24 protein-coding genes and 4 pseudogenes are annotated in these 26,484 nt (G+C 53.1%); 13 read left to right on the top strand and 15 right to left on the bottom strand.

The genetic code is table 11. The features are described 5' to 3' along the window. From SPI6313_RS16165 to SPI6313_RS16150, 3 genes are all read right to left on the bottom strand, one after another. Entirely contained in the window at positions 1-825 is an 825-nt protein-coding gene (locus SPI6313_RS16165) for an IS982 family transposase (protein ID WP_072623186.1), read from the bottom strand. 78 nt (positions 826-903) lie between these two features. Then, positions 904-2,033, bottom strand: a protein-coding gene (locus SPI6313_RS22410; RefSeq protein WP_139276586.1) for an IS630 family transposase whose coding sequence is annotated in 2 segments (ribosomal slippage) — positions 904-1,616 and positions 1,616-2,033 — 1,131 coding nt in all. Because the reading frame shifts where the segments join, the coding sequence is not laid out codon by codon here. A 216-nt stretch (positions 2,034-2,249) separates the two neighbouring features. After that, a complete protein-coding gene (locus tag SPI6313_RS16150) occupies positions 2,250-2,927 on the bottom strand; it encodes an IS5 family transposase (protein WP_072621923.1) in 678 nt (225 codons plus the stop codon). Positions 2,928-2,989: 62 nt separating this feature from the next. Here SPI6313_RS16150 and SPI6313_RS16145 point away from each other — a divergent pair, with 62 nt between their 5' ends. Continuing rightward, positions 2,990-3,199, top strand: a complete 210-nt coding sequence (locus SPI6313_RS16145) for a hypothetical protein (protein WP_072620590.1) — start codon at positions 2,990-2,992, stop codon at positions 3,197-3,199. After that, positions 3,196-4,062, top strand: coding sequence for an ISKra4 family transposase (locus tag SPI6313_RS16140; protein ID WP_072621922.1), 867 nt, complete (start codon positions 3,196-3,198; stop codon positions 4,060-4,062). Before SPI6313_RS16145 ends, SPI6313_RS16140 begins: the two co-directional genes overlap by 4 nt. Here the strand turns inward: SPI6313_RS16140 and SPI6313_RS16135 are convergent. Then, positions 4,059-4,472, bottom strand: coding sequence for a transposase (locus tag SPI6313_RS16135; protein ID WP_072621921.1), 414 nt, complete (start codon positions 4,470-4,472; stop codon positions 4,059-4,061). The two genes, SPI6313_RS16140 and SPI6313_RS16135, sit on opposite strands and share 4 nt — an antisense overlap. 177 nt (positions 4,473-4,649) lie before the next feature. Between SPI6313_RS16135 and SPI6313_RS16130 the strand changes: the two genes are divergently transcribed. Continuing rightward, complete coding sequence (locus tag SPI6313_RS16130; protein WP_072619200.1) at positions 4,650-5,900, top strand: IS4 family transposase; 1,251 nt, start codon at positions 4,650-4,652, stop codon at positions 5,898-5,900. An 84-nt stretch (positions 5,901-5,984) separates the two neighbouring features. On the opposite strand, the gene SPI6313_RS16125 is transcribed toward SPI6313_RS16130, so the two are convergent. Further along, positions 5,985-6,818: an Rpn family recombination-promoting nuclease/putative transposase gene (locus SPI6313_RS16125; RefSeq protein WP_072621920.1), complete on the bottom strand. Its 834-nt coding sequence runs from the start codon at positions 6,816-6,818 to the stop codon at positions 5,985-5,987. A 383-nt stretch (positions 6,819-7,201) separates the two neighbouring features. Between SPI6313_RS16125 and SPI6313_RS16120 the strand changes: the two are divergent. The 3 genes and pseudogenes from SPI6313_RS16120 to ndk form a co-directional block, all read left to right on the top strand. Further along, positions 7,202-7,300: pseudogene (locus SPI6313_RS16120) on the top strand (type II toxin-antitoxin system PemK/MazF family toxin); the annotation flags it as partial. Between the two features lie 121 nt (positions 7,301-7,421). Then, positions 7,422-8,087, top strand: a complete 666-nt coding sequence (locus SPI6313_RS16115; RefSeq protein ID WP_072621919.1) for a class I SAM-dependent methyltransferase — start codon at positions 7,422-7,424, stop codon at positions 8,085-8,087. Between the two features lie 84 nt (positions 8,088-8,171). Further along, complete coding sequence (ndk, locus tag SPI6313_RS16110; protein ID WP_072621918.1) at positions 8,172-8,624, top strand: nucleoside-diphosphate kinase; 453 nt, start codon at positions 8,172-8,174, stop codon at positions 8,622-8,624. A gap of 276 nt (positions 8,625-8,900) precedes the next feature. Here the strand turns inward: ndk and nblB are convergent, their stop codons facing one another. Continuing rightward, entirely contained in the window at positions 8,901-9,566 is a 666-nt protein-coding gene (gene nblB, locus SPI6313_RS16105) for a phycobilisome degradation protein NblB (RefSeq protein ID WP_072621917.1), read from the bottom strand. A gap of 49 nt (positions 9,567-9,615) precedes the next feature. Next, positions 9,616-10,074 (bottom strand): CBS domain-containing protein, encoded by a 459-nt coding sequence (locus tag SPI6313_RS16100; RefSeq protein ID WP_072621916.1) that lies wholly within the window; start codon positions 10,072-10,074, stop codon positions 9,616-9,618. Positions 10,075-10,258: 184 nt separating this feature from the next. Here SPI6313_RS16100 and SPI6313_RS16095 point away from each other — a divergent pair, with 184 nt between their 5' ends. The 4 genes from SPI6313_RS16095 (at position 10,259) to SPI6313_RS16080 (ending at position 15,962) form a co-directional block, all read left to right on the top strand. Next, positions 10,259-10,924 (top strand): DUF938 domain-containing protein, encoded by a 666-nt coding sequence (locus SPI6313_RS16095; protein ID WP_072621915.1) that lies wholly within the window; start codon positions 10,259-10,261, stop codon positions 10,922-10,924. 554 nt (positions 10,925-11,478) lie between these two features. Further along, entirely contained in the window at positions 11,479-11,844 is a 366-nt protein-coding gene (locus SPI6313_RS16090) for a helix-turn-helix transcriptional regulator (RefSeq protein WP_072621914.1), read from the top strand. 643 nt (positions 11,845-12,487) lie between these two features. After that, positions 12,488-13,738 carry an IS4 family transposase gene (locus SPI6313_RS16085; protein ID WP_072621913.1) on the top strand — a complete coding sequence of 417 codons (1,251 nt, stop codon included), beginning with the start codon at positions 12,488-12,490 and terminating at the stop codon, positions 13,736-13,738. A gap of 217 nt (positions 13,739-13,955) precedes the next feature. Beyond that, positions 13,956-15,962 (top strand): PAS domain-containing sensor histidine kinase, encoded by a 2,007-nt coding sequence (locus SPI6313_RS16080; protein ID WP_139276672.1) that lies wholly within the window; start codon positions 13,956-13,958, stop codon positions 15,960-15,962. A gap of 182 nt (positions 15,963-16,144) precedes the next feature. On the opposite strand, the gene SPI6313_RS16075 is transcribed toward SPI6313_RS16080, so the two are convergent. Next, positions 16,145-17,488: an NAD(P)/FAD-dependent oxidoreductase gene (locus SPI6313_RS16075; RefSeq protein WP_072621911.1), complete on the bottom strand. Its 1,344-nt coding sequence runs from the start codon at positions 17,486-17,488 to the stop codon at positions 16,145-16,147. 277 nt (positions 17,489-17,765) lie between these two features. Beyond that, positions 17,766-18,386 (bottom strand): annotated as a pseudogene (locus SPI6313_RS24490) (IS1 family transposase); the annotation flags it as partial. Between the two features lie 67 nt (positions 18,387-18,453). On the opposite strand from SPI6313_RS24490, the pseudogene SPI6313_RS23015 reads away from it, so the two are divergent. After that, a pseudogene (locus SPI6313_RS23015) lies at positions 18,454-19,584 on the top strand (IS630 family transposase). Here the strand turns inward: SPI6313_RS23015 and SPI6313_RS23010 are convergent. Next, positions 19,585-19,779: pseudogene (locus SPI6313_RS23010) on the bottom strand (IS1/IS1595 family N-terminal zinc-binding domain-containing protein); the annotation flags it as partial. It abuts the pseudogene before it with no gap. On the opposite strand from SPI6313_RS23010, the gene SPI6313_RS16045 reads away from it, so the two are divergent. Next, positions 19,756-20,565: a hypothetical protein gene (locus tag SPI6313_RS16045; protein ID WP_139276671.1), complete on the top strand. Its 810-nt coding sequence runs from the start codon at positions 19,756-19,758 to the stop codon at positions 20,563-20,565. The pseudogene SPI6313_RS23010 and the gene SPI6313_RS16045 sit on opposite strands and share 24 nt — an antisense overlap. 246 nt (positions 20,566-20,811) lie before the next feature. On the opposite strand, the gene SPI6313_RS23655 is transcribed toward SPI6313_RS16045, so the two are convergent. From SPI6313_RS23655 to SPI6313_RS16025, 4 genes are all read right to left on the bottom strand, one after another. After that, positions 20,812-20,982: a hypothetical protein gene (locus SPI6313_RS23655; RefSeq protein WP_175551165.1), complete on the bottom strand. Its 171-nt coding sequence runs from the start codon at positions 20,980-20,982 to the stop codon at positions 20,812-20,814. A 34-nt stretch (positions 20,983-21,016) separates the two neighbouring features. Then, positions 21,017-22,102 (bottom strand): A/G-specific adenine glycosylase, encoded by a 1,086-nt coding sequence (mutY, locus tag SPI6313_RS16035; protein WP_072623185.1) that lies wholly within the window; start codon positions 22,100-22,102, stop codon positions 21,017-21,019. Positions 22,103-22,160: 58 nt separating this feature from the next. Beyond that, the gene (locus tag SPI6313_RS16030; protein WP_072621906.1) at positions 22,161-22,505 is read right to left on the bottom strand and encodes a DUF760 domain-containing protein; all 345 of its coding nucleotides are present in this window, start codon (positions 22,503-22,505) and stop codon (positions 22,161-22,163) included. Positions 22,506-22,628: 123 nt separating this feature from the next. Further along, positions 22,629-23,585, bottom strand: a complete 957-nt coding sequence (locus SPI6313_RS16025; RefSeq protein WP_072621905.1) for an RNA polymerase sigma factor, RpoD/SigA family — start codon at positions 23,583-23,585, stop codon at positions 22,629-22,631. A 590-nt stretch (positions 23,586-24,175) separates the two neighbouring features. Here SPI6313_RS16025 and SPI6313_RS16020 point away from each other — a divergent pair. Continuing rightward, a complete protein-coding gene (locus tag SPI6313_RS16020; protein WP_072621904.1) occupies positions 24,176-25,507 on the top strand; it encodes a TrkH family potassium uptake protein in 1,332 nt (443 codons plus the stop codon). 133 nt (positions 25,508-25,640) lie between these two features. Here the strand turns inward: SPI6313_RS16020 and rpaB are convergent, their stop codons facing one another. Beyond that, positions 25,641-26,384: a response regulator transcription factor RpaB gene (rpaB, locus tag SPI6313_RS16015; protein ID WP_072621903.1), complete on the bottom strand. Its 744-nt coding sequence runs from the start codon at positions 26,382-26,384 to the stop codon at positions 25,641-25,643. Positions 26,385-26,484 lie beyond the last annotated feature (100 nt).

Genomic DNA, 26,484 nt, shown 5'->3' with positions numbered 1-26,484 from the left:
TCAGAGAAAGGTGGATTCAAGGGAATGCATCCAGATGAAAGAAGAAACCTTGAGCAGAAAGCCAGCAGCCGTAACGGCATGAATCCGTTTTGGAAAGCGGGCGACCAGCTGACTGAAGGTGGTCTCGATGGGATGACGTAGAGTCTGTTTGATGTAAGCCAGACAAGGACTGTCAGCTCGCTGGGAGTTCTTCTTGCGCAGCGGCATCAGCTTGATACCATCAGCCCGAGCTAAATTATCCTCAGCGACATAATCGGTGTAGCCCTTATCAACATACAGCTCGCTGCCTGAGGGCAAATTCAATGGCAGTGTTCGCAATCCCCGCACGTCATTGGCCGACCCCGGCAGGAAGACCCACTCCACCGGAACACCATCAATCGTGCTGACCAGATGGATGCGTAGGCCGTAGAAGTAGCACTTCTTGGAGGCAACATATCCTCGGTACTCCTCGTCACCGAACAGACGCGAGCGTCGGATGCGGATGTTGTCGCAGACGGGTACGGGGAAGGAGTCGAGCCGATACTGACTTTGAGTGTTCAGCTCCATCCAGATTTGTCCCAACTGCATTTGCAACTCGTACATCAGTTCCGAGACCAGATGCAGACGGCGATTGAGCCGTGAGGCACTCAGCATTGCAGGAATGAGTCCGTGTTCATCAAGATAGTCTCGGCTCTGTTGGTGATTCCCAGCAAAGAAGCGAGCGGCGACCAGGGCTGTGAGGATGACTTCTGTGTCGCTGATACGACGGCGAGAGTCTTCCTGGTGACCGATGGCGGTGAGGATGTCGTCAATCACGCAATACAGTGCCACAATTGTCTCAATCATCTTCATCCTCTCCGATATTTCTTTCTGTGGAGAGGATTTTATTCTCTTTTCCTGCCTTCTTCCCTAACTAGTGTCCAGTCAACAATCAATTGACGGATAGAGATGTTGTAATTTTAGCCTGGCATCAGCCGTTGTAAATCGCCAATCAATCCATGTTTCCTGATGATTGCGCTCGTCTTGCCAGGCATCCACTTCACGCTTGAGTGTCTCCTGATCAGGAATCCGGCGACTTAAGCACTGACGACTCAAAACACTCAGTTCAATCTCGGCCATATTCAGCCAACTGCCATGTTTGGGGGTATGGCAGAATTCCAATCGACTCAAGATGCGTTGTGCTTCTGCCGGTTCAAAGGCTTTGTAGAGTGAGGCCGGGGAATGAGTATTGAGATTATCCTGAATGACAATGATTTTTTGGGCTTGGGCGTAATCGATATCCACTAACGTTTTGAGCAAGTGGGCATAATCTACTGCGGTGCGACGCTCTGTGACCGTCACGCGCCGCCACCCAATCATCGGTTCACAGACCATAAACAGGTTGGCTGTCCCGTTGCGCTCATATTCATAATCCACCCGTTCGGGCTGCCCCGGTTGAGCCGGAATGGGTAGGCGGGTTTCTTTGACTAACTGTTTGCTCGCTTCATCAATGCAAATCACAGGCATGTTTGGGGTGTAATCCGTCTGATAGACCGTCAAGACTGCCTCCATATGCCAGACAAACTCTGCGCTTTGGCTCGGTGGAATTACCCAACAGCTTTGTCGCCAGGGTTGGAGTTCGTTTTTTTTAGCAGTTGCCGCACGCTTTCATGGCTGATGTCATCGACATAGTCCAACTCCACCATCTGCTGTGCTAATAAACGTAACGTCCATCGCCCCTGACCTGCGGGCGGTTCACTACAGCACAACGCCACTAAGTGTGCCTCCGTTGTGCCATCCAACTTTCGGGGGCGACGGGGATGGGGGCGAGGGCTTAAGGCTGCCTCTAGCCCCTCTTCGACAAATCGTTTCCGCACTCGCTCAATAGTTCTCAGGCTAATATCAAGGGCTTCTTTTATATCCTGATCTCGCCAACCGGGGGATTGCTGGCAATCGGCTTTGAGGAGAATTCGGGCATGATTGATCAGAGCCGCAGCTCGTTTCCCCGTGGTGACAATTTCCTGGAGGTTTTGTCGTTCTTCGTCACTTAAGCGCACAACGTATTTTTTGACCATGTCAGCCTTGGTTTGAACACTGACTTCATCTTACTCTTCTCACTCGGCACTATCTCTTTGACTAAGCACTAGGGCACCTCGAACAAAAGATTTTCTTAAGACAATTCTGGAATGCAAGACGCAGCTCAAGACTGCACGATGCTATAGATTAATCCTTGACCCAAATGTCTCACGTCTTGCGCGAAATTAGCCTCATTTTCACCGCCATTCCTTCCTTTAGACACACTGAACCCGGGACTGAGATCGAGACTTCTGTTGCCAGAACACATAGCGCTTGAGGTTGTACACCAAATTTTTGAAGCCCAGTTGGGCTTGCACTCGCGCTAGACCGACCGCCCGGACTAACTTGCCCCCCATCGTCATCACCCAAGACCCAAAGACATGCTCGACTTTGGCGCGGGTCTTGGACTTTTTCCGGTTGGAGGCTTTCTGCTCTTCTGTCAACGGTCGGTTGCGATAGGCTCGTTCGTGAATTTGACTGCTATGACCAAGGGCTTCCAAGCCGACTTCCACTTGCTCATCGCGGTAAGCACTATCCGCCCAAACCTCGTCGCCACCATTGTCCGGGTCTAGCACCGCACCTAAGGCTTGGGAGTCATGCACCGAGGCTTCGGTAATGCTATAGCGGCGGATGAAGCCATGCTTGGCATCGATATTGATGTGGTTTTTGTAGCCGAAGTGGTTCTGGCCGTTCTTTTTCGTCCAGCGGGCATCCCTGTCCTTCTGGGACAGTTTGTGGGGCTGCTCTCGCCAGGCTTCCGGGAGCTCTCCTTGTTTAATCTTCTGGTTCTCTTCTCGACTGTTGCGCTGGATTGGCACTGGAATCAGCGTAGCATCAATGATTTGACCCCCTTTCGCTTCATACCCTGCCTCTCGCAGGAGGGAGCATCCCACTTATGACATGAGTATTTATACTTGGTATTGACAGAGATGGGAAAGTAGAGAGAAACAGAACAATGAACTCAGCCCAAGAACGAAAACTCAAATACCATCTCAAAGAAGTTGCTAAGCTTCTCAAAGAAGACACCCCAGAGGCGCAACTGCAAGACTTTGAGAGCATCGAACTAGCGGCTCGTAAACACATGGTCGACACAGTTGGCCCAGAAATCGGGGAATTTTTTTGTCAGACGGCAACGAAAGCCAGAGTGGAAAATGGCGACAGGTGAAAACCTGCATCGGTCAACTCAAAGTGAAAAGCCGGAGGGCGAGGACGCTGGGATTGAAGCCAAGAACCCAAGTGAGTCCAGTCATGGGGAAATGCTGCCTAGCCGCCAGTGCCAAATCATCCTACCAGGAAGCAGAACAGGATATTGAGTTAATGATGGGGATGAAAGTAGGGCACAGTGTACTCCAGAGGATGGTGTTGCGCAGCGAGATTCCCGAAGCTCAAAGCCAACAGCCCGTTAAAGCCTTAAGCGTTGATGGGGGCAATATGCGTTTGAGAACGGCAGAAACTGGCCCTTGTGTTTGGCGCAATTACAAAGCGGTGAGTCTTCACGATACGGTCTGTGCAGCTTACTTCCAGGACAATCAGGCTCTAGTTGACTGGGTGCAATGGCAACCTCTCCGTTCCGTTGTCCTCTGCATCGGTGATGGTCATGATGGCATTTGGAACGTGATCAAACTCCTGGCTCCTGAGTATCAACGGCGTGAAATCCTCGACTGGTATCATCTGATGGAAAATCTCTACAAGATAGACCCCAAGCAATGCTGCTTAGAGCGACTGAAAGCTTTGCTCTGGTCTGGTTTTGTCGATGAGGTCTTAGCCATACTCAAACCCCTCCCACATCACCCTGCTCAGTGTTTTCGGGCTTATCTGCGCAAGCATCGTCGCCGTCTTGTCAATTATTGCTTATACCAGTCTTTGGGACTTGACATTGGTTCTGGGTCTGTTGAGTCTACCGTGAAGCGCATTGCTGCCCGTGTCAAACTGACTGGTGCTCAGTGGCTTTCTTCTTCTGCTCCTCACATTCTTCGCCTTCGTTGTGCCTATCTTAATGGTGCTTTTGTCCTAAGCAATAATACTTAGTTCCAAGCTGGGATGCTCCCTCGCAGGAAGCTGGCAAACTGCTCAAAGAGTTCCTCGATGAGGTTGGCTTCTCTCAGCCGTTGCTCAAACCGGTCTAGGGTCGTCGCATCCGGAATCTCTGCTTCTCCCGACAACCCCAGAAATCGGCGGAATGAGGCTCGGTCGTGCGCTTGGTACTCGACTTCCTCGTTGCTCAGGTTGTAGAGATGCTTCAAGATCAAGAGTTTGAACAGAACCACCACGTCGATGGCTTTGCGACCCGCTTTGCTTTTTCGTTCTGGGCGCGGCAGTTGGTCGAGCACTTGCCCCAAGTCCCGCCACGGTATCATCTCATTGAGGTCTTGCAGCTTGTCTTTGCGTGCTTCTAGCTGCTGCCGCCGCTTCTCAATTCTGCCGAAGCCTTTACCCATGGTTCCCTGCTCCTGTCTGCCTTGTCTCTAGTTTGGCGCAGAGCCTGCTCCTCTCGCGCTCGGTTCATGAAATCTTTCTATTTTTCGAGGTGCCCACTAGAAACTTGGGTTAAAAAAAGTCTGAACCAAGCCTATGAACGTGCCTACGAAAAACCCAACTTGTCCTTTTCGAGTTGTATGGGCAACAGCTTTAGGCAAACAGTGGCCGGTTTGTTTGCCCGCAAGGACATGAACAGTGCAACGATGTTGTCCGGTCACGTGGCATCCACCCAAGCCCGAGTCCAAGCCAGTGAGAGTGAGTATCTCATCGCGGCTCAGGACACAACGTACTACAACTACTCAGGTCAGACGCAGATGTCGGGATTGGGGAGAATCCAGGGTAAGGTGCGGGGACTGATGCAGCACAATGTGTTGCTCATGGAGCAGGAGGGGCAGCCCCTAGGACTAATCCATCAACAGTACTGGACGCGAGGGGGGGCGATAGATTGGCCGTCGCCGCAAAAAGAATCTCAAAAGTGGTTCAAGGGCTTGGTTGCGGTCAACCAACAAGCCCAAGGGTCAAACCGACGGTGGGTGGTCACCTGTGACCGAGAAGGGGATATTTTCGAGTTCTTCAAAGCTGAGCGTGAGCCCAATGTGGATTTGCTGGTGCGGGTGTGTCAACCCCGCCGCGTCGAAGTGGCTGCCGCCGGAACGGTCTGTCCATTGCCGGATGTCGCTGAGCAGCTCGACGACTACGGGCAGTATTCAGTGCAGATTGAGCGGCTGTATGAGGGCAAGGGACGAACGGTAGACGTGACCTTGCAGTTGCAGGCGGCAACCGTTTACATCTACCCGCGTCAAGATTTGAGCCCCGCTCGCCACAAGACGCAGCCCCTTACGCTGGTTATGGCTACCGAGGTCGCTTGTGTCGATGGGAAAACGCAGGTGGACTGCTTCGACGCTGACAACAGTCTGTGCTGGTCTTTGCTCACCAGTCTACCGGTGGCAACGGCAGCGGATGTCCAACGCATCCTCCGTTTCTATGCTCTGCGTTGGCGCATTGAACGGCTTCACTTCACTCTCAAGTCTGGGGCGTTAAATGTGGAGCGGCTCCAATTTGACGATGTGCATACCTTGGTCAATGCCTTAACTTTTTACTCGGTGGTCGCTTGGCGGCTTCTCGGGTTGACTTATGCCTTGCGTCAAGACCCTGAACAGTCGGCTCAGACGCTTTTTGATGCCGATGAACTCAGGTTGTTGCATCAGCTCTCGGGCCAAGCTGTTGACTCCCTGCGACAGGCTACGCTGGCGTTGACGAAGTTAGTGGGCTTTGCTCCTTCTCGAAGGCAACCACTGCCAGGGGTCAAAGTCCTGGCTATTGCGATTGAACGTTTTTTCTTTGTTAAGCAGGGGGCTCAGGCTGTCTCCAAACCCCTACAGGATTAGCTTAAAAAGGGGGGGCAGGGGGGATCAAGAGCCTGAAACGAAGCTAGGGTCTAGCCTCTGCGAACTGGTGCGATCGCCAAACCTCTACATTGCCTCATCCTCTGAAGACCCTTCACCCAGTTCCAACTCCTCCAGCGTCACCCCCGCCATCTTCAAGATCGGCTCAACAGGAACTCGACAGCTTTGCAAAAACGGTACAATTTTGCGGAGCAGGCTAAATCGCTCCTCTTTTCGCCCCTCTTGGCGACCCTCTTGGCGACCCTCTTGGCGACCCTCTTGACGACCCTCTTCAAGGATCGCTTGATAAAACGTCGACTCTCGCATGGCTCCGCTCCTCATAACTTGTTGAATGAGATCTGCTTCTAATTTTAACCCCGCCAATATCCCTGTTGCCGCTTCCAGATTGCTGCGTATCCCCCCATCGGTCACGATTTCCCCCAGCCGACGCTGAATCTGCTGGAGCAAACCCACCGCATCGGTTTCTGCCCCCTGGGATAGAATCGCCAAAGGCAATAAACCCGGTCTATTCCAAAACAATGCTTGGGGCTGCTCCCACAACCGCACCACCTCAAAACAATGGGTCATACCTTGGGATTGGAATTGGGTTTCGTAGACGAGGGGAGATCCGCTGGTGCGCAGATAGAGCACCACTTGCTTGATTTGTTTTTGGGGAAATTTCTTCTGGATGCGTAGGAAATAATCCGCCATCCGACGGGGCATGGTGGGGTCTGGCTGGGTTTGGAATTCTACCTGCAACACCACATCGTCCCCTTGCAACAGTAGGGAATCGGCGCGAATCGGTTCGCTGACTAGCTCGGTGGGTTTGAGTTCGGTGAGGGGAACGGGTTGACCAATGAGCCAGGCGGCAAAGTCTTCAGGATAGGTTTCGATGAGAAATTTGCAAGAATTGTCATACACAAGCGGGACAGTTCATTTGTAAAAAACTAGAGTAACGCAAGGATACGGCTTGCCACCACCATCTTATCGAGCAGATGCCGCGTGCCATCAACCATTCCCCAGCCGATAGAAATACGCCCCCAGTCTAGCCCAGCATTCCCGGTTAGGCATCGCCCATTGCCGAAATAGCAACCGAAGCGAAATGCTACCCTAAAACAGAAGTCCCACCCAAAACCGCACGGATACACTCGCCCAAGAACTCGATCATCGCCTCAAAACCTGGCAACCTGCGATCGCCGAACAAGCCCAACAATGGATCGCAGAAATCATAGAACTTGCGGATCAAGATCTCCTGGATTTAGCTCGTTGTCGTCAGATTGAACAAGAAGTTTTGGATTGAATTGATGAACCCGAAACCTGGTGAAGTTTGGTTGGCTGACCTCGGACTACCGGCCAAAACGCGACCCGTGGTGATTGTTTCTCGTCAAGATCCGGAACCGCCCGGTCATCCTTAGCTTGTGAGAACCACCATGACACCACCCTGCTGTAGAACAATCCTCAAGCTGAATTTAGAATCAAAACTATGCCAAGCTCATGGGATGATATCCACTCCGCAGATTCAAAATGAGTCATAAAACCCTGGGCTTAGATGCCCAACTGTATCAATACTTACAACAAGTCTCCCTCCGCGAACCCGACAGCCTCGCCCAACTTCGCGCCGAGACCGCCCAGCACCCCATGGCTCGGATGCAGATTGCACCGGAACAGGGGCAATTTATGGCGCTCCTGGTTGAACTGATCGGAGCAAGGAAAACCCTTGAAGTTGGGGTGTTTACGGGCTACAGTGCCTTAGCGATCGCCCTCGCGCTGCCGGACGATGGCTGTGTCGTGGCCTGTGATCTGGATGGGGAGGTGACGGCGATCGCTCGTCGCCACTGGCAGCAGGCCGGCGTTGCAGAAAAAATCCAACTCCACATCGCCCCTGCCCTCGACACCCTCGATTATCTCCTCGCCACCGGCCAAGGCAGCACCTTCGATTTTGCCTTCATCGATGCCGACAAACGCAACTATCCCCACTACTACGAAAAAGCCCTCGCCCTGCTGCGCCCTGGGGGATTGATGGCCATTGATAACGTCCTGTGGTCGGGGCGGGTAGCCGATCCAGCCGTACAGGATCACCGCACGATCGCCATCCGCGAATTCAACACCCAACTGCACCAAGACGATCGCATTTCCCTCAGTCTCGTGCCCATTGCCGACGGTTTAACCCTCGCTCGTAAACGCGGCTAGTTTCCCGATGACCCCTTCTCCGCTACTCTGTCTTGTGGACTTGTTATTGACTTTGATCTTGATCTCTTTGTAGGAGGGAGTGCAATGGAACGGACTTTTTTGATGATTAAACCCGATGGCGTGCAACGGGGCTTAGTCGGTGACATCATCAAACGCTTTGAAACCAAAGGGTTTACCCTCGTGGGCCTGAAATTTATGGCGGTATCCCGTGAACTCGCCGAACAACATTACGATGTGCATAAAGAACGCCCCTTTTTCCAAGGCTTGGTAGACTTCATCACCTCTAGCCCGGTGGTGGCGATGGTGTGGGAAGGTGATGGCGTAGTGGCATCGGCGCGGAAATTGATCGGGGCAACCAATCCCCTGATGTCCGAACCTGGCACGATTCGCGGCGACTACGGCATCCAAGTCGGGCGCAACCTGATCCACGGTTCCGACGCGATCGAAACGGCACAGCGGGAAATCGCCCTGTGGTTTAGCGAGGATGAGCTTGTCGCCTGGGAATCCCACAGTAAAGCGTGGTTGGTGGAAGAATAAAGCGCGTTAACACGAGAGACAAGGGGCTAAAGCCGCCTTGTCCTCTCGGTGATCGGCAAGGTGGCGGATGGAGGTTAACGATTTAATCCGGTCATGGCAAATGCTTTCAATCTGTGGCGAGCAAGATGCTCGCACTACGAGTCTGTAAAACAGGAATCTCCGACCATACCCGTCAGGGTTGGGGGGAGAGCGTCAAAGAAGGACTGGATTCTGTGCTTAAGTTCCAGCAGCCGCCTTGTCGTGCGATGGGCAAGGTGGCTTTAGCCCCTTGCTTTGTTAATCGGCGGCAATACCCCGCTGGGCTTCATTGGCAACGACTTCTACGGAATCTTGGGCGAGGTGGGCGAGGGCGGTTTTGGCTTCGTCGCCGCCGAGACGGTTTAAGGATTGGGCAATGCGGTAACGCACTTGCCAGTCGTCATCACTTTGGAAGGGAAGTAAGAGTGGGACGGCACGGCGATCGCCTAGTTCACCAAAGGCGCTGATGGCGGCGGTGTAGAGGAGGGATTGATCGGATTTGAGGGCATCAACGAGGAGATCAAAGCCACGGGGATCGCCCATTTCACCGAGGGCGGCGACGATGCTGAATTGCAGGAGCCATTCGGTGGTGGTTTCGTAGGCCTGTTTGAGGTCGTCGAAGCCGTCGGTGAGTTTGAGGGCGGCGATCGCATCGGCCGCTGCTGCCTGCACATCGGCTTCGGAATCGTGCTGGAGGCGATCGCGCAACAGCACCAAGGCCGCAGCGGGGTCAACCGTCCCTAAATGATCCAATTGACTCACCGCTGCATAGCGCACCCGCGCTTGAGAATCCGTAATCAGGGGTTGAATCAGTTCAAACCCAGTGGTCTGATCCAGTTGACGCAGATGATTTAAGCCACGAATGCGATCGCTGTACTCCTCTGAACTTAACAGCGCCTGCACGGATTCACGGGTAATAGTCATAAATTAAAGAATCTAGGGTAGCAATGATGGAAGTAGACAGCGATCGCAATTAACTCGCTGCCATCGCTCGAATAATATCACCATGGGAAAGAATCCCCACGATCTGACCGTTGGCATCCACCACCGGCAAGCGACGCACATGCTTTTCATGCATGATCCGAGCCGCATCCCGGAGGCTTTGATCCGGTTGAGCGGTGATCGGTTTTTTCGTCATCACTTCGCCCACGGTTTGCCCTAGGGATTTGTGCAATTCCTGTTCATAGCGGGCCGGGTTTTGCAAAAAAATCACACTATCGAGAAACATAATGTAAGGCGGCGGATCAGCACCCGTTTCTTGCCACATCAAATCCGCGTCCGACAGCACCCCCACTAACGTCCCAGCATCATCCACCACCGGCAGACCGCTGATCTGTTTTTCGGCCAAAAGCTGAATCGCCTCCCGTAGTGAGGTTTGTGGAGTTACCGTAATGGGCGTGGGAGTCATAAACTCCGCCACAGTTTTTGTCATGGTTTGTTGATCGCCTCAGAAGAATACTTCCTATTGTAGGGAACTCCTGAACCCCCTTGGGATTGTGTTATGGATTGTTACAGCGAGCACAATTTCAGGACAACAGGCTGCGATCGCTGGCTATTCACAGCGATGAACAGAATGCGATACTAACGATCAAGCCCCCAGTCAGAGTAATCACCCCATGGATATTAGTTTGGATCGCCGTCAATATGCCCCCGCCACAGAGCGCAACCGCGATCCGATTTTGCAGGTGCTTAAACAGGTCTTGCCGCCCCAGGGAACGGTGTTAGAGATTGCCAGCGGCACTGGCGAGCATGGGGTGTATTTCGCGCCCGCCCTCGCGCCCCGGCGGTGGTTGAGCAGTGAACCCAATCCGGAACTGCGATCGAGCATTTTGGCTTGGCAACAGGCTTGCCCGGTTGCGAACCTCACCGCTCCGATTCCGTTGGATGTGTGCGATCGCCCCTGGTCAATTGAAACCGGCTTGCTACCCCCAGGACTGACGAGGGCAGAGTTAGAGCATGATCCGATTCGTGCGATCGTGGCGATCAACATGATCCACATCGCGCCTTGGGCCGCCACCCTCGGACTCCTGGCCGGAGCGGGGCGCATCTTGCCACCGGGGGGGATTTTGTATCTGTACGGGCCGTTTTTCCAAGGGGGACAAGTCGCCGCCCCCAGCAATATCGCCTTTGATCAATCCCTCCGGGCGGCTAATCCCGATTGGGGGATTCGTGCCCTCGAAGAGGTCGAAGCGATCGCCCATGGGGAAGGTCTGCAACGACGGGAGGCGATCGCCATGCCCGCCAATAATCTTTCCGTGATCTTCGAGCGTCACGATCAGTAGAAGCGAGGCGATTGGGACTGCGATCGCGCCCCGATCAAACCCCTCCGATCGAAAAATCCTTAATTTTCCTGATCCAAGGAAAAACCTCTGAAAGCTGGATCAGCCTAGGCTTAAAATTCCATTGAGAAGGGCGGAGATTGGCGATACTTCAGGGCTTACTGTCCGGTGGAGTCGTTTTTCTCCGCAGAACTAAATTTTGCTACTCTAGAAAGTAGAAAAATAGCCTTAACCAAAAGCCATCCCATCCCCTAAATTTAATCTAGGTCAAGGATAACGTTGCGGTAAGGCTAGGGTTCAACCCTCATGAGCGTGGCAGATCATGCCGTTTCATAGCTGTTATTGTCTAACGTTGCTCGTCACGATCGCTCCACTCATGATGATCGCTACCCTGACGCGAATCAACCCTCAATGGATTTAGCCTCCTTGTGCGATCGGCTCATACTCAGGACGGATGCACTACCCAAAACGCAGACAATAAGGATGACTAAACCACAGTTAGGGTGTATCCACGGTGATTGTGAATGAGTTAACTGGGAATTTCGATGGTGAAATCTATGAACTTTGAAGATATTTACACCTTTTTCAACAACCCTCCGCCGCATTATCTCAACCGAGAACTGGCGGTGTGCTATGTTCTCTCGGTGTTGCTCAACAATGAATCCTACGGTACAGAGTTGATCGAGTTGCTCGAACGTGACTATCCCACCTACCGGCTTTCAGATACCGTCTTGTACGGTGCGTTGAAATTCCTCGAACGGGAAAAGAGCATTGTCGGCTACTGGAAAAAAGTCACCGGCCGGGGTCGCCCGCGTCGGATGTACCAGCTCTGTGATTCGGCCCATCGCCAAGCGGAGGAACTTTCGCACTACTGGCAAAGCTACGTCAATCAAGAGACCCAACGCCAGGCACAGGCAATGTAATGGGAATGACGAAGGGGAATCGTCGGTTCCCCTTCATGGCGACCTTGTTAAGTCTCGATGACCCTCAACGCAAAAGACAGACGGTAATTAATTTACCGTCTGTCTTTTGTGCGTCGTCAGACCCCCGCCGAAATGTGCAGCCGTATTTATACAGATTGACACTCTTCCCGACCGCAAGGCGTGAGGATTCTCAGTCTGCTGATAGTCATGGGAGGCTGCTGATCGCATTAAGATAGAGCACATTAGCATTCACACGATCAAGATTATGATAATCGGCATTAAACCCATTAAATGGAAGGGATGAGTGAAAGACTTGGTTGACTGACAAAAGTTGATCGCCCTTACCCCCAACCCTCTCCCAGAGGGAGAGGGGAGCCGATCCATTGTTCCAGTTCCCTCTCCCAAAGGGCCTAATCCTGTAGGGGTTTTACTAAGTCATATGTATTAGGGGGTTGAAGATATCCTGAGAGATAAAGCCCAGTAAGGCTATGGAGGTTAGACTATGCCCAAAATGATGAGGAGTAAGCACAGTAGAGATGTCAGAGTTTAGCCAACTCAACGCCTTCCGCCCCCAGGTAAAAAAAGTCTGAACCAAGCCTATGAACGTGCCTACGAAAAACCCAACTTGTCCTTTTCGAGTTGTATGGGCAACAGCTTTAGGCAAACAGTGGCCGGTTTGTTTGCCCGCAAGGACATGAACAGTGCAACGATGTTGTCCGGTCACGTGGCATCCACCCAAGCCCGAGTCCAAGCCAGTGAGAGTGAGTATCTCATCGCGGCTCAGGACACAACGTACTACAACTACTCAGGTCAGACGCAGATGTCGGGATTGGGGAGAATCCAGGGTAAGGTGCGGGGACTGATGCAGCACAATGTGTTGCTCATGGAGCAGGAGGGGCAGCCCCTAGGACTAATCCATCAACAGTACTGGACGCGAGGGGGGGCGATAGATTGGCCGTCGCCGCAAAAAGAATCTCAAAAGTGGTTCAAGGGCTTGGTTGCGGTCAACCAACAAGCCCAAGGGTCAAACCGACGGTGGGTGGTCATCTGTGACCGAGAAGGGGATATTTTCGAGTTCTTCAAAGCTGAGCGTGAGCCCAATGTGGATTTGCTGGTGCGGGTGTGTCAACCCCGCCGCGTCGAAGTGGCTGCCGCCGGAACGGTCTGTCCATTGCCGGATGTCGCTGAGCAGCTCGACGACTACGGGCAGTATTCAGTGCAGATTGAGCGGCTGTATGAGGGCAAGGGACGAACGGTAGACGTGACCTTGCAGTTGCAGGCGGCAACCGTTTACATCTACCCGCGTCAAGATTTGAGCCCCGCTCGCCACAAGACGCAGCCCCTTACGCTGGTTATGGCTACCGAGGTCGCTTGTGTCGATGGGAAAACGCAGGTGGACTGCTTCGACGCTGACAACAGTCTGTGCTGGTCTTTGCTCACCAGTCTACCGGTGGCAACGGCAGCGGATGTCCAACGCATCCTCCGTTTCTATGCTCTGCGTTGGCGCATTGAACGGCTTCACTTCACTCTCAAGTCTGGGGCGTTAAATGTGGAGCGGCTCCAATTTGACGATGTGCATACCTTGGTCAATGCCTTAACTTTTTACTCGGTGGTCGCTTGGCGGCTTCTCGGGTTGACTTATGCCTTGCGTCAAGACCCTGAACAGTCGGCTCAGACGCTTTTTGATGCCGATGAACTCAGGTTGTTGCATCAGCTCTCGGGCCAAGCTGTTGACTCCCTGCGACAGGCTACGCTGGCGTTGACGAAGTTAGTGGGCTTTGCTCCTTCTCGAAGGCAACCACTGCCAGGGGTCAAAGTCCTGGCTATTGCGATTGAACGTTTTTTCTTTGTTAAGCAGGGGGCTCAGGCTGTCTCCAAACCCCTACAGGATTAGCCCAAAGGGCGAGGGCTAGGGTGAGGGCTTTCTGGGATCTGGTTAATTTTGTCAGTCAACCAGGTGAAAGACTCTGAATCATCCTCAACATCAAGGGTGTTATGGATACAGAGGCATCGACATTCGGGTTTTTCCGGCTCTCATCCTTTCAAACACGGTTTGTGAGTTTTTGCAGTTTGTGTTGTTACTCGGCGTTTACTGGTTGTTTGTAATTCCTATGCATCGCCTGCTCGAAGATCAAATTCAACAGTATCTGGGTTCCCTGGAGGCGTTGCCTCCGGAATGGCGACGGTTTTTGGTGGCGGTGAGTGAGACCTACGAAGCGGCTGAGCGCGATCGCCAAACCCTAGTGCAGGATCAAGTCACAAACACCCAAGCCTTGCTCGAAGCCAATGCCCAAATGCGGAAGGCTATTCCGGATCTATTTTTTCAGCTTGACCAAGACAGCATCATCCGGGACTACAAACCCGGCAGCATGCACGATGTTTACGTGCCCTTGCTCGATCCGATTGGGAAACCCCTCTACAGCTTTTTACCCACTGAGGTTGCCGAGCAATTTCGCACGGCTCTCCAGCAACTGAGTCTCAAGCAACCGATGCTGAGTTTTAGCCATTCTCTGGTCTTAGATGGGGAAACCTATTTTTATGAAGTGCGGCTCGTGCAGTTAAGCCATCATCAAGCGATCGCCATCATTCGCGACATCACCCTCCAAAAACGCACCGAAGCCGAACTCACCGCCGCCAAAGAAACCGCCATCCGCGAAGCCACCCGCAGCGAAGAAGCCAACCTGGCCAAAAGTCAGTTTCTCGCCAAAATGAGCCACGAATTGCGCACCCCCCTCAATGCCATTTTGGGGTTTAGCCAATTGATGAACCGCGACCCCAACCTCAACGCCGACCAAAAAGACTACCTCAACACCATCAACCAAAGCGGCAAACACCTCCTTGATGTGATCAACGAAATCCTCGATCTCGCCAAAATTGAGGCCGGGCGCACCACTCTCAATGAACAACCCTTTCACTTGCCCCGTCTCCTCAACAGTGTGCGTGCCATGTTGGCCATGAAAGCCACCTCAAAGGGGTTAGAATTTCGCCTCGAACTTGATCCAGAATTGCCGGTACAAGTGGAAGCCGATGAACAAAAGCTGCGCCAGGTGTTGATCAACCTCCTCGGCAATGCGATTAAATTCACCGCCCAAGGCTGGATCTGTTTAGCCGTCAAGACACTCTCAACCTCAGAAAATGGGCGAATTCTGGTGCAGTTTCAGATTCAAGATACCGGGTGTGGCATTAACGAGACGGAGACGGATAACCTGTTTGACCCCTTTGTGCAAAGTCTGAAGCGCACGGATAATCAAGAAGGTACGGGGCTGGGCTTGACGATTAGCCAACAGTTTGTCCAGTTGATGGGGGGCATGATTACGGTGCAGAGTACCGTCGGACAGGGCACGCTTTTTCAGTTCACGATTCCGCTGAAGTTAGTCCGCGAAAGTACGAGCTTAGCTCAAACACCACTCGTGATAGTTGGCCTGGCCCCAGACCAGCCTAACCATCACATTTTGGTGGTGGAAGATCGCAAAACAAATCGAGATTTGTTGATGACGCTGTTGGCGACGGTGGGATTTACGGTGACGGCGGTGACCCAAGGGGAAGAAGCGATCGCAGCCTGGCAAACCATCCAACCCGATTTCATTTGGATGGATTTACAAATGCCGATCTTGGACGGATTAGGGGCCACCCAAGCCATCCGTCAGCAAGAACGATCCCAAGGAGTGATCCACCCCGTGCCCATTGTGGTTTTGACTGCCAGCGCCTTTGTGGCCGACGAAGCCCAAGTGCTCGAGATGGGGTGTAATGGCCTAGTGCGCAAGCCCTATACAGAGTCCATCATTTTTGAAACCATGGCCCGCCATCTCGGCGTGATCTACACCTACGCAGATGAAGAAATCCCCACCACATCGCCCCACTTAGGGCGTTCATTCCCCTCAGACGATCCCACCCAAAACCCCATCCTCAATCAATTTCAATCAATGCCACCGGCTTGGCAGGTGCAGCTTAAGCAAGCGGTGTATGAAGCGGATGGTGAGGAAATCCATCAACTGGTGCAACAACTCCCCCCCCTCTGTGGGGAGTTGGGCACTGCTATTGTGCAATGGCTCGACGGCTTTGAATTTGAAACGATGATTGCCATGCTGGATCTTGAGAGCGAGAGTGATGCTGAATAATCGGGGGCATCTTGTCGCATCCGGGGCTAATTGTTGCGGGAATAACTGACAAAAGTTGATGGCCCTCACGCCCAACCCTTCTCCTAGAGGGCGAGGGTGAGGGCTTGCCGGGATCTGGCTAATTTTGTCATTAAGAGGGGTTTTTCGGTCTGCGCTGAGGGGAGTTTCCTCCAGGGCTAGGACTAACGGGGGATGGAGAGGGGTGGCTCTTGGGGGTCGAGGTCTCGAATCAGGGGGAGGACGCTTTCGCCGGTAATCAGGCGAGCGCCGCGGCCGCGGGTGAAGTAGTTCCAACCCCATTGGAGCATGACGATCAGTTTGTTATCAAATTCGATCAGGTAATAGATGTGGGCGAACACCCAGATGAGCCAGGCGATGAAGCCGGAGAATTTGACGAAGCCGAGATCGACGACGGCGGCGTTTTGGCCGATGACGGCGAGTTTGCCGAGGTCGAGGTAGCGGAAGGTGGGGGTGGTTTTTCCGGCGAGGCGAGCGGGGATCAGTTTGGCTATGTATTCGCCTTGTTGCATGGCGACGGGGGCGATGCCGGGGAGGGGGCGATCGCCTTGATGGGCATAGTGGGCAAGATCGCCAATCACGAAGATATCGGGGTAGTGCTTCACGCTCAGATCCGGCTCAACGATGACGCGACCGGCGCGATCGAGTTCGGCTTGGGCGCGATCGCGCAATACAGCACCCAAGCCCGACGCTTTCACCCCGGCGGCCCAAAGAATCGTGCGGGCGGGAATTGCCGATTCTGTTTCCCCTTGGCGCACCTGCACACAGCCCGATTCCACCGCCGTCACCATGGATTGTGTTTGCACCGTCACGCCCAATTTTTCCAGGGAGGCGGCGGCTTTGGCGGAGAGTTCTGGGGGGTAGGGGGGGAGGATGCGATCGAGGCCTTCAATGAGGAGAATTTTGGCTTGGGTGGTGTCGATCGTGCGGAAATCGTGCTTGAGGGCGCTATGGGCAATTTCTGCGATCGCCCCCGCCAACTCCACTCCCGTCGGCCCGCCCCCCACAATCACAAAGGTCAGCCATGCCTGCCGCTTTGCCGGATCGGTTTCCTTCTCGGCCGCTTCAAAGGCCAGGAAAATGCGCCGCCGCATTTCCAGGGCATCCTCGACGGTTTTTAAACCGGGCGCGTGGTTTTCCCAATGGTCATTGCCAAAATAATGGTGACTCACCCCCGTTGCCACAATCAAACTGTCGTAGCTCAAATCCCCATCCTGGAGATGGATCGTCTTCGCCTCCGGGTTAATCTCCGTCACCTCATCTAAGAGCACCTGAATATTGCGATGGTTGTTGAGCACGAGGCGCAGGGGTGACGAAATATCAGCCGGGGAGATGGTTCCCGTCGCCACTTGATAGAGCAGGGGCTGGAAGAGGTGAAAATTGCGTTTATCGATCAGGGTGACCTTGACGGGAGCATTGCCGAGGGCTTTCGCGGCATAGAGGCCGCCAAATCCTCCCCCCACAATAACGACATGGTGCGGAGTTGCAGTTTCAGGGGCGTGAGTCATGAGCGTTGGGGTGATTTTGTTTCAAATCTTAACAAGATTAATCCCTAGGCAGTGTAATATGCTGTACTATTTTCCGACCCGCGATCGCACCTCGCTCCCTCCATAGGGCCAACCCATCAAGCAAGACAGCATCGTTGCAGAGCAGAAACCCCAAAGGTTGCCATCAGTCCAGCAAAGTCAACCTTAAAAAATCCGTGGATATACTGAAAGAAGCTAATCCTTAATCCCTGCATCACCGGCCCATAATCCACATTTTTCATGACTGCCAGGTAGTGCATTAGATTATTGTGGGGAAGGAGAGGATATCCTGCCAACTCCAGCGATGGTCAGTCAATCCTGCTCGTTGTGCCGCCAGATCCAGTTGAAATAACTCACCATTAAACGCACCGTCACCTTTGTCTGCTGCCACAGTTTGCCAAACTTGTTCTGTCGTCGATGCCACCTACCCGTCTGCTGCCTGATAATTCCATTGGTACGCTCCAACCGTTGCGTTTGGTCTTTGCCAATGTAGTGCTCAATTTCCAGCGGCAGTACCCGCTCATATCCTCCCCAGTTGTCACTATTCCATTGCTGGCAATGGGTCTTTCCCTCCGTGCTCACCACCAGTTCTTCAATCAGTTCATCGGTGTGTTTCCCCACTCGTGCTGTCAAGATTAACCCGCTCGAATCTGCCAAACTCATCGCAATCCAGCAATCGCCTACTTCAACTTCTTCGGGCAAGCATTGTTTGTTTTTTTTTCACGAATGACCACATCTCATCAGCACTCACGTCCTCCGTTTCCACGCCCTGCACTTGGTCGTTATGAACCAGCAAAGCTTTAGCACTGGCGGCACGAATAATACTGACCACGGTGTTATAGGCTAATCCGCTGATGCGGCTGACTCCTCGCAAGCTAGTGCTTAGTCAAAGAGATAGTGCCGAGTGAGAAGAGTAAGATGAAGTCAGTTTCTCAACCAAGGCTGACATGGTCAAAAAATACGTTGTGCGCTTAAGCGACGAAGAACGACAAAACCTCCAGGAAATTGTCACCACGGGGAAACGAGCTGCGGCTCTGATCAATCATGCCCGAATTCTCCTCAAAGCCGATTGCCAGCAATCCCCCGGTTGGCGAGATCAGGATATAAAAGAAGCCCTTGATATTAGCCTTAGAACCATTGAGCGAGTGCGGAAACGATTTGTCGAAGAGGGGCTAGAGGCAGCCTTAAGCCCTCGTCCCCATCCCCGTCGCCCCCGAAAGTTGGATGGCACAACGGAGGCACACTTAGTGGCGTTGTGCTGTAGTGAACCGCCCGCAGGTCAGGGGCGATGGACGTTACGTTTATTAGCACAGCAGATGGTGGAGTTGGACTATGTCGATGACATCAGCCATGAAAGCGTGCGGCAACTGCTAAAAAAAACGAACTCCAACCCTGGCGACAAAGCTGTTGGGTAATTCCACCGAGCCAAAGCGCAGAGTTTGTCTGGCATATGGAGGCAGTCTTGACGGTCTATCAGACGGATTACACCCCAAACATGCCTGTGATTTGCATTGATGAAGCGAGCAAACAGTTAGTCAAAGAAACCCGCCTACCCATTCCGGCTCAACCGGGGCAGCCCGAACGGGGTGGATTATGAATATGAGCGCAACGGGACAGCCAACCTGTTTATGGTCTGTGAACCGATGATTGGGTGGCGGCGCGTGACGGTCACAGAGCGTCGCACCGCAGTAGATTATGCCCACTTGCTCAAAACGTTAGTGGATATCGATTACGCCCAAGCCCAAAAAATCATTGTCATTCAGGATAATCTCAATACTCATTCCCCGGCCTCACTCTACAAAGCCTTTGAACCGGCAGAAGCACAACGCATCTTGAGTCGATTGGAATTCTGCCATACCCCCAAACATGGCAGTTGGCTGAATATGGCCGAGATTGAACTGAGTGTTTTGAGTCGTCAGTGCTTAAGTCGCCGGATTCCTGATCAGGAGACACTCAAGCGTGAAGTGGATGCCTGGCAAGACGAGCGCAATCATCAGGAAACATGGATTGATTGGCGATTTACAACGGCTGATGCCAGGCTAAAATTACAACATCTCTATCCGTCAATTGATTGTTGACTGGACACTAGTGCCTTCACTGTGGGCTTGAAGTACTTGCTCAATCTGCTCCGGAGTAACATGGCGATAGTAGTAGAGGGTGTCAAAACTCTCGGCAAAGGTTTGCTGGCAGTGAGGGCAGAAGTAGCGTTGATGACCATTGGGCATTTTGCCGTGTTTGTGGGTTTTGGGATGACCGCAGAGCCGACATTCCATAGTTTTAGTGCAGTGGTAACGATTCCTCTACTTTACCAAACCCACATCATTTTGACGCACTACCATTCCACCCTAGGCGGCACGGTCAATGACATCATGGGACACACCTTGTTCTTATTAATGGCGGCGATCCAAACCGAAAACTTTACGGCGGTTTTAGATAGTTGTTTTTCCGGCGGTGCGACCCGCGATATTACGGTGCGATCGCGCGATGTTACTGAAAAAATCACGATCACCCCCCAAGAAAAAGCCTATCAGGAAGATTGGCTCGCACGATTAGACTGGAATCAGGATCAATTCGTTCAACGCTATCGACGGGGCATCGCCAAGGGAGTCGTCTTAGCCGCCACCCAACGCCATCAACTCGCCATCGATGAACAATTGCCCGGCTTTATTGCGGGGGCATTTTCCTATCGCCTCACCCAACACCTTTGGCAGACAGAAAGCAATGCCCAGGGAGCGATCGCCCGCATCAGCGAGATCATACCGCCCGGCTATCGACAACAACCCCTCTGGGAAGCCAAACCGGGAACGCAAAACGAAACAGCGCCGATGTTCTTCGTCAACCAACCCAACCCCGCCGCCAACGCCGTCGTGGTGAACATCGCCCAAGGTCAAGCCACTCTCTTGTTGGTGGGCATTGCCCCCACGGAAGTAACCGTCGGCAAAGTCTTGAGTGCCTTAAATCGGGGGGCACAGGTCCGAATCACAGAGCGGCAAGGCTTAGTGGCAATGGGACAGGTACAAGGTCGGCTCCAAATGGGGGATGTTCTGCGTAGCGCCTAATCCCCTAGCACATCCCCTTTAGAAAGGCGATCACCCCAAACATGGTCTAATGGATCACCCGCAGCAGGACGGATTGAGAGGCTGCTGTGCCTTCAGCTTTTATCGGGCAGTGAGCGAGAAGATCCGCCAAGAACTGAAATTCTTGGCTCAGAGCGAAAGTGGGCTAAAGCCCACTCTAGAAACCGTTTTAACAGGTTCCCCCCAGGCGGGGATTTCAATCCCCGCCTGGGGGGAACCGCTGGGGGGTTAGCGAAGACCCAGCCAAGCGAGGAGACCTTGGCCGCTGAGGGCTTCGATCAGGAGGGTCAAGACAAAGCCGATCATGGCGGCGCGGCCATTGAGGCGTTCGGAATAGTCGTTGAAGCCGAATTTGGGTTCGGTGAGTTGGGGGGTGATCGAGGGTTGGGGTGCGTCCATCGTTGGTTTTGTAAACTTTTGTTAACTTTATGGACTATTCTACCCTGTCTTTGGGGGCCTGGCTAGGCGTTGGGGGGTGGGCGAGAATGGCGGCGATGATTTTGCTGTTGGCTTTGGGAAAGGGGTATTGATCGAGATCGGCGATCGCCACCCAGCGCACTTCTTGAGATTCGAGAGGTTGCGGCTCACCGCTGAGATGGCGGCAATAGTGGACGTTGAGGGTGACGCGAAAATGACTATAGGCATGGTCAAGGGTGATCAGGTGTTCTCCCACTTCGATGTCGATGGCCAGTTCTTCACGAATTTCCCGCTCGATACAGGCCGGAATGGTTTCACCGGCTTCGAGTTTGCCACCGGGAAATTCCCACAGGCCGCCGAGGAGACCGCTTTCGTTGCGCCGGTCGATCAGGATTTCGCCCTGGGGGTTATGGATGACGGCTACACCGATATTTTTATGGGGGAGGGGGGCTGAGGTTTCGCGCATGGGGAGTTGATCTTGGAGGGTATGGGTGAAGGCTTGACAGGGCGATCGCCAGGGACACAGCAGGCAGGCCGGTTGCTTTGGGGTGCAAAGGGTCGCGCCGAGATCCATGATGCCTTGATTAAAATCGCGGCCCTGATCGGGATCAATTAAACGTTCGGACAGGGCCCACAGGGGGGCGATCGCTCTGCCTGGGGGCATCGGTAACGCCGTCAGCCGTGCTAAGACCCGTTTCACATTACCATCGAGAATCGCCAACGGTTGATTTGCCACAGCACTGAGGATGCCGCCCGCTGTGGTGCGACCAATCCCCGGTAACTTTAACACTTCTGACAGTTGCAGCGGCAACTGGCCGCCGTGGTGCTGCACAATCTGTTGGGCCGCCTTATGGAGATTGCGACAGCGGGCATAGTAGCCCAAGCCTTCCCAACATTTCAGCACCTGTTGTTGATCGGCGGCGGCGAGGGCGGCGATCGTGGGAAATTGCTCTAACCAGCGTTGATAATAGGGGATCACCGTTTTTACCTGCGTCTGTTGCAGCATGATTTCGGAGATCCAAATTTTGTAGGGGTCAGTTTCACCGCGCCAGGGCAGGGTGCGGCCGTTGTGGGCATACCAGGTGAGGAGCGATCGCCGCAACTGAGGGTAGGGAAGGCGATCGCAAACCGCCTGCCAGCGGGTCAAATCTGCGCCCGCCTTAACGGTCTGAGTCGTCCGTTTCACTGTGAATCCCCTGGAGGGACGATTCAAAGGTCATCCGTTGTTCCGCGTTGCGGAGAAAATAACCGCTCATGATTGCCGATGCCAGCAGGCGGCCGAGGTGTTCACGGCTGGTGCTGATCGTCACATCGAAATGATCTGAGGGTAACGTCCCCAACAGGCCCACAATATTTCGCTCCATCACACCAAAGACCTCCGAAGATTGGGGCTTGGAGAGTTGGGCGATCATTTCCGGACTGAGACTTTGGACGTAGTGCCAGAGCTTATTTGCAGCATCTGTTTCGACGGAAAAGTCTTGACCCGGATTGAGATTATGATTCACAAGAATCCTCCTAGGACAATAGCAACAAGGGTAGGGGCGGGGGTAGAACAGCGATCGCAGCACTCAGACTCAATTATGTCCCTACCCCCACTCTACTGCACATTTTTCCAACTCTGGCGCAAACTAACTCGCCAGGTACTCCTGCACATGCACCTTACGCTGGCGCAGTTTTTTCAACGATTCCCGCTCCAACTGGCGCACCCGCTCCCGGCTGATCCCCAAGCGGGCCCCGATTTTCGCCAGGGTCAAGGGCTGCCCATCGGTCAAGCCATAGCGCAGGGTTAACACCTCCTGCTGCTGGGGGGTCAGATCCGCCATCAGTTTTTGTAAATCCCCTTGTAGAGAGGATTGGGTGGCAAAATCTTCCGGCGACGGCCCCGTGTCTTCGAGGAGTTCCCCCAGTTCGGTATCTTGGTTATCGCCGACGCGCAGATCCAGAGACAGGGGATGGCGAGCTTTTTCCAGGTAGTCCCGCACCTGCTTGGGGGACAGATCCAATTCTTCGCCGAGTTCCGCCACGGTGGCGGCGCGTCCCAGTTGTTGGGAGAGTTGGCGCTGGGCTTTTTTGATTTTGTTGAGTTTTTCGGTGATGTGGATCGGGAGACGGATCGTGCGGCTTTTTTCTGCGATCGCCCGCGTAATCGCTTGCCGAATCCACCAGTACGCATAGGTAGAAAAGCGATAGCCCTTGGTGGGGTCAAACTTCTCAACCCCCCGTTGCATCCCGATCGTGCCTTCTTGGATCAAGTCCAGCAGGTCAAGATTGCGCTTGATGTATTTTTTTGCCACAGACACCACCAGGCGCAGATTGGCTTCCACCATTTTGCGCTTTGCCGCATCGCCAGACTCCAGAGTGCGTTGCAATTCTGATTCAGACAGTTGTGCCTGGGCGGCCCACTCCGTCAGGGTCAGGGGCGCTTCTTGCTCGGCCTCACAAGCATCTTTGAGTTGATAGAGCGCGATCGCTTTTTGCACCCGTTTCGCGAGCAAAATTTCCTCTTCATGGGTGAGCAAGGGGACACGCCCAATTTCACGCAGGTAGGTACGGACAGGATCAGTGGGGTTGTGAGCAGTTTTCATCAGCTTGACTTTGCAGGATTATCGACAATAGGAGGATGATGTACCTTGGGGCAAGGTAACTCAACAGAGACATTTAACAGGAAGTGGAAACCCTCACCGAATGCAGAATGGGTGAGATGTGAGGAGAGGGGGAACAGTCGGTGTGAATAGTATCGATTGGGTCAGCACAGTCAGATGATGTGGTGACAAATGATGTGGTGAAGATTTCAGTACGACGCTGGAATCAACGATCAACAAGATCCAATCTAAGGAAAAAACAAACGCCGAACTGTGACGAAGGACTCATTTCACAGCGGCTTGCTTCTGTTAAGCATTGTAACATTTATGATAAATCGCGTCTAGAGGGAATTTTTAGAGAATCAAGCCATGATGCTACAAGAATAATACACAATGTATTATTTTGCGTCAAGGCAAACTCCCACCTTCACCCCAAGCATGACATTGATTCTGGGAGAATACTTTATACTCTGAGGATTCTGTCCCTCAAAGTCGTGACGGGGTGCAGCCCATCGGGTTCACTCTCCCCAACGGCGCAACCCATCACCCCTCCTGAGCCTGAACCCTCTCCACGCCCTGTTTTTCGGAGTCCTATGACCATCGCCCGTACCATTTGCCTTGGCTTTCTTACTGTTATTGCCGTGGGAACGGTGCTGTTGATGTTGCCCATTTCCACCGTTGAGGGTCAGTGGAATTCACCCCTTGTTGCCCTGTTTACCTCCACTTCGGCGGTCTGTGTGACGGGGTTGGCGGTGGTGGATACGGGAACCCATTTTTCCTTTTGGGGGCAGGTATTTCTCTTGTTGCTGATTCAGGTGGGGGGGTTGGGATACATGACCACCACCACGTTTCTGGTCTTGGTGCTACGGCGTAAATTTGACCTCCGGCAAAAATTCGCCATTCAAGAATCCTTTGATCGTCCCTTTGTGCAGGGCAGTCGCAACTTGATGCGATCGATTGTGGCGACGACGCTGATGTTTGAGTTGGGGGGGATTATTTTGATGTTGCGTCCCTTTGTGGATGATTACGGCCAAGGGCGGGGGCTTTGGCTGGCGATTTTCCACAGCATCAGCGCCTGGAATAATGCGGGGTTTAGTTTGTTTAGCGACAGTTTGACGGCCTATCGCGGCGTGTGGGCCGTGAATGTGGCGATTTCGATCCTGATTATTTTTGGGGGGATTGGCTATCAGGTGATTATTGAGGGCTACGGGTGGCTGACGAGTTTGCGATCGCAACGCACCGCCCGCCTCTCCCTCAACTTCAAGGTCGTCACCAGCACCACCTTGATCCTCTTAATCCTCGGCACGATCGCCTACCTGATCACCGAAATCCACAATCCCAACACCCTCGCCGGCTTGAGTTGGTCGGAAACCTTCCTCGGTGCAGCCTTTCAATCCGTCACCACCCGCACCGCCGGCTTTAACAGTATTGATTTTGGGCAAATGGGGGATGCCGCCTTGCTGATCACCATCGGCTTTATGGTGATTGGGGCGAGTCCTAGCGGCACGGGGGGCGGCATCAAAACCACAACACTGCGGATTTTGCTCAACTGCACCCGCTCCACCCTCCGAGGCAGCGAGCAGGTGGTGATGTATGGGCGCACCTTGCCCCCATCGCTGATTTTAAAAGCGATCGCGGTCTTGATGGGGTCAGGAATTGCGATCGCGATCGCCACCACCGCCCTCGCCCTGATTGAGTCCGGAAAATTCGTGTTTATTGACCTTTTATTTGAATGCGTATCCGCCTTTGCCACCGTCGGACTGTCCACCGGCATCACCGCTCAATTATCAGCCATTAGTCAATTGATCATCATCTTGATCATGTATACAGGACGGGTGGGAATTCTCGTCTTCATCGCTGCCATTGTCGGCGAACATCCCCCCAGTCAATTGCAATATCCCGAAGAAAACCTCCTCGTCGGCTAGCCCTAACAATCGCCATTGAACCGTCTTCATAGACCCCCTCAAAAGCCATCAGCTTCTTAGGCCGGTGACCCAGACCAGGCGACAGTAGCCCATGGGTCATCCTGAACAGCAATATCCCCCATCAAAGGCGGTGTTAATGGTCAACAGTCGCCACCGATGCCAAGGTCGGAAACCGCTGAAACGAGTACCCCATACCCCGTTCCGTAATAATGTAGTCCGGCTGTTTCGGGTCAAGTTCGATCTTGCTGCGGAGTCGGGAAATATGCACATCCACCAAGCGTAGATCCCCTGATTGGCGGGGAGTATAGCCCCAGATTGCCTCTAGAACCGCAGCCCGCGACAATGGTTCACCGGCTTGATTGACGAGGAGTTGAAGGATATTAAATTCAATTTCTGTCAGGCGCACCAGTTCATCCCCTAAGTACACCCGCCGCCGATTACTATCAATTGAAAGATGACCCGCTTTAATCACACCGCTGTCATAATCGACCTTAAAATCTCCACGCTTCAGGCGGCGAAAAATTGTGCTAATCCGTGCCTCTAATTCTTTGGGTGAAAAGGGTTTTACGAGGTAATCATCAGCCCCCAATTGTAAGCCGGTAATGCGATCGGCGACATCGGATAAAGCCGTCAACATAATAATAGGAACATCGGAATCTTCGCGGATTGTTTGACAGATTTGATAGCCATCTTTTTTCGGAAGCATGACATCCAAAATGACCAAATCAGGGGTTTCTGCCGTGAATAGCTTGATTGCTTCGTCTCCGTCTGCAGCGGTGATGACTTCATAGCCTGCCATAGTCAAGCGTGTCTGCAAAATGCGACGCACAGCAGGTTCATCATCTACCACTAAGAGTTTTCCCTTGTGGTTTTCCACGTTGTTTTAAACCTAGATTAACTAAGGATTTTGTATCATCTGAACAGTCTTGATCATAACATGAGCGTTTCTACTCAGGCAAATATACTTAGAATTGCTG

The organism is Spirulina major PCC 6313, from assembly GCF_001890765.1.
GTDB classification, from domain to species: domain Bacteria; phylum Cyanobacteriota; class Cyanobacteriia; order Cyanobacteriales; family Spirulinaceae; genus Spirulina; species Spirulina major.
This window is presented reverse-complemented; position numbering and strand designations above follow the sequence as displayed.

What these genes read in the sequence shown, in the direction of transcription:
- SPI6313_RS16095 (WP_072621915.1), top strand. Translation starts at nt 10,259, where the DNA reads ATGGATATTAGTTTGGATCGCCGTCAATATGCCCCCGCCACAGAGCGC.
- SPI6313_RS16115 (WP_072621919.1), top strand. Translation starts at nt 7,422, where the DNA reads ATGAGTCATAAAACCCTGGGCTTAGATGCCCAACTGTATCAATACTTA.
- SPI6313_RS16085 (WP_072621913.1), top strand. Translation starts at nt 12,488, where the DNA reads ATGGGCAACAGCTTTAGGCAAACAGTGGCCGGTTTGTTTGCCCGCAAG.
- SPI6313_RS16075 (WP_072621911.1), bottom strand. Translation starts at nt 17,488, where the DNA reads ATGACTCACGCCCCTGAAACTGCAACTCCGCACCATGTCGTTATTGTG.
- SPI6313_RS16100 (WP_072621916.1), bottom strand. Translation starts at nt 10,074, where the DNA reads ATGACAAAAACTGTGGCGGAGTTTATGACTCCCACGCCCATTACGGTA.
- SPI6313_RS16025 (WP_072621905.1), bottom strand. Translation starts at nt 23,585, where the DNA reads ATGAAAACTGCTCACAACCCCACTGATCCTGTCCGTACCTACCTGCGT.
- SPI6313_RS16020 (WP_072621904.1), top strand. Translation starts at nt 24,176, where the DNA reads ATGACCATCGCCCGTACCATTTGCCTTGGCTTTCTTACTGTTATTGCC.
- SPI6313_RS16045 (WP_139276671.1), top strand. Translation starts at nt 19,756, where the DNA reads ATGACCGCAGAGCCGACATTCCATAGTTTTAGTGCAGTGGTAACGATT.
- SPI6313_RS23655 (WP_175551165.1), bottom strand. Translation starts at nt 20,982, where the DNA reads ATGGACGCACCCCAACCCTCGATCACCCCCCAACTCACCGAACCCAAA.
- SPI6313_RS16090 (WP_072621914.1), top strand. Translation starts at nt 11,479, where the DNA reads ATGAACTTTGAAGATATTTACACCTTTTTCAACAACCCTCCGCCGCAT.
- SPI6313_RS16080 (WP_139276672.1), top strand. Translation starts at nt 13,956, where the DNA reads ATGCATCGCCTGCTCGAAGATCAAATTCAACAGTATCTGGGTTCCCTG.
- SPI6313_RS16135 (WP_072621921.1), bottom strand. Translation starts at nt 4,472, where the DNA reads ATGGGTAAAGGCTTCGGCAGAATTGAGAAGCGGCGGCAGCAGCTAGAA.
- SPI6313_RS16165 (WP_072623186.1), bottom strand. Translation starts at nt 825, where the DNA reads ATGATTGAGACAATTGTGGCACTGTATTGCGTGATTGACGACATCCTC.
- ndk (WP_072621918.1), top strand. Translation starts at nt 8,172, where the DNA reads ATGGAACGGACTTTTTTGATGATTAAACCCGATGGCGTGCAACGGGGC.
- nblB (WP_072621917.1), bottom strand. Translation starts at nt 9,566, where the DNA reads ATGACTATTACCCGTGAATCCGTGCAGGCGCTGTTAAGTTCAGAGGAG.
- SPI6313_RS16145 (WP_072620590.1), top strand. Translation starts at nt 2,990, where the DNA reads ATGAACTCAGCCCAAGAACGAAAACTCAAATACCATCTCAAAGAAGTT.
- SPI6313_RS16130 (WP_072619200.1), top strand. Translation starts at nt 4,650, where the DNA reads ATGGGCAACAGCTTTAGGCAAACAGTGGCCGGTTTGTTTGCCCGCAAG.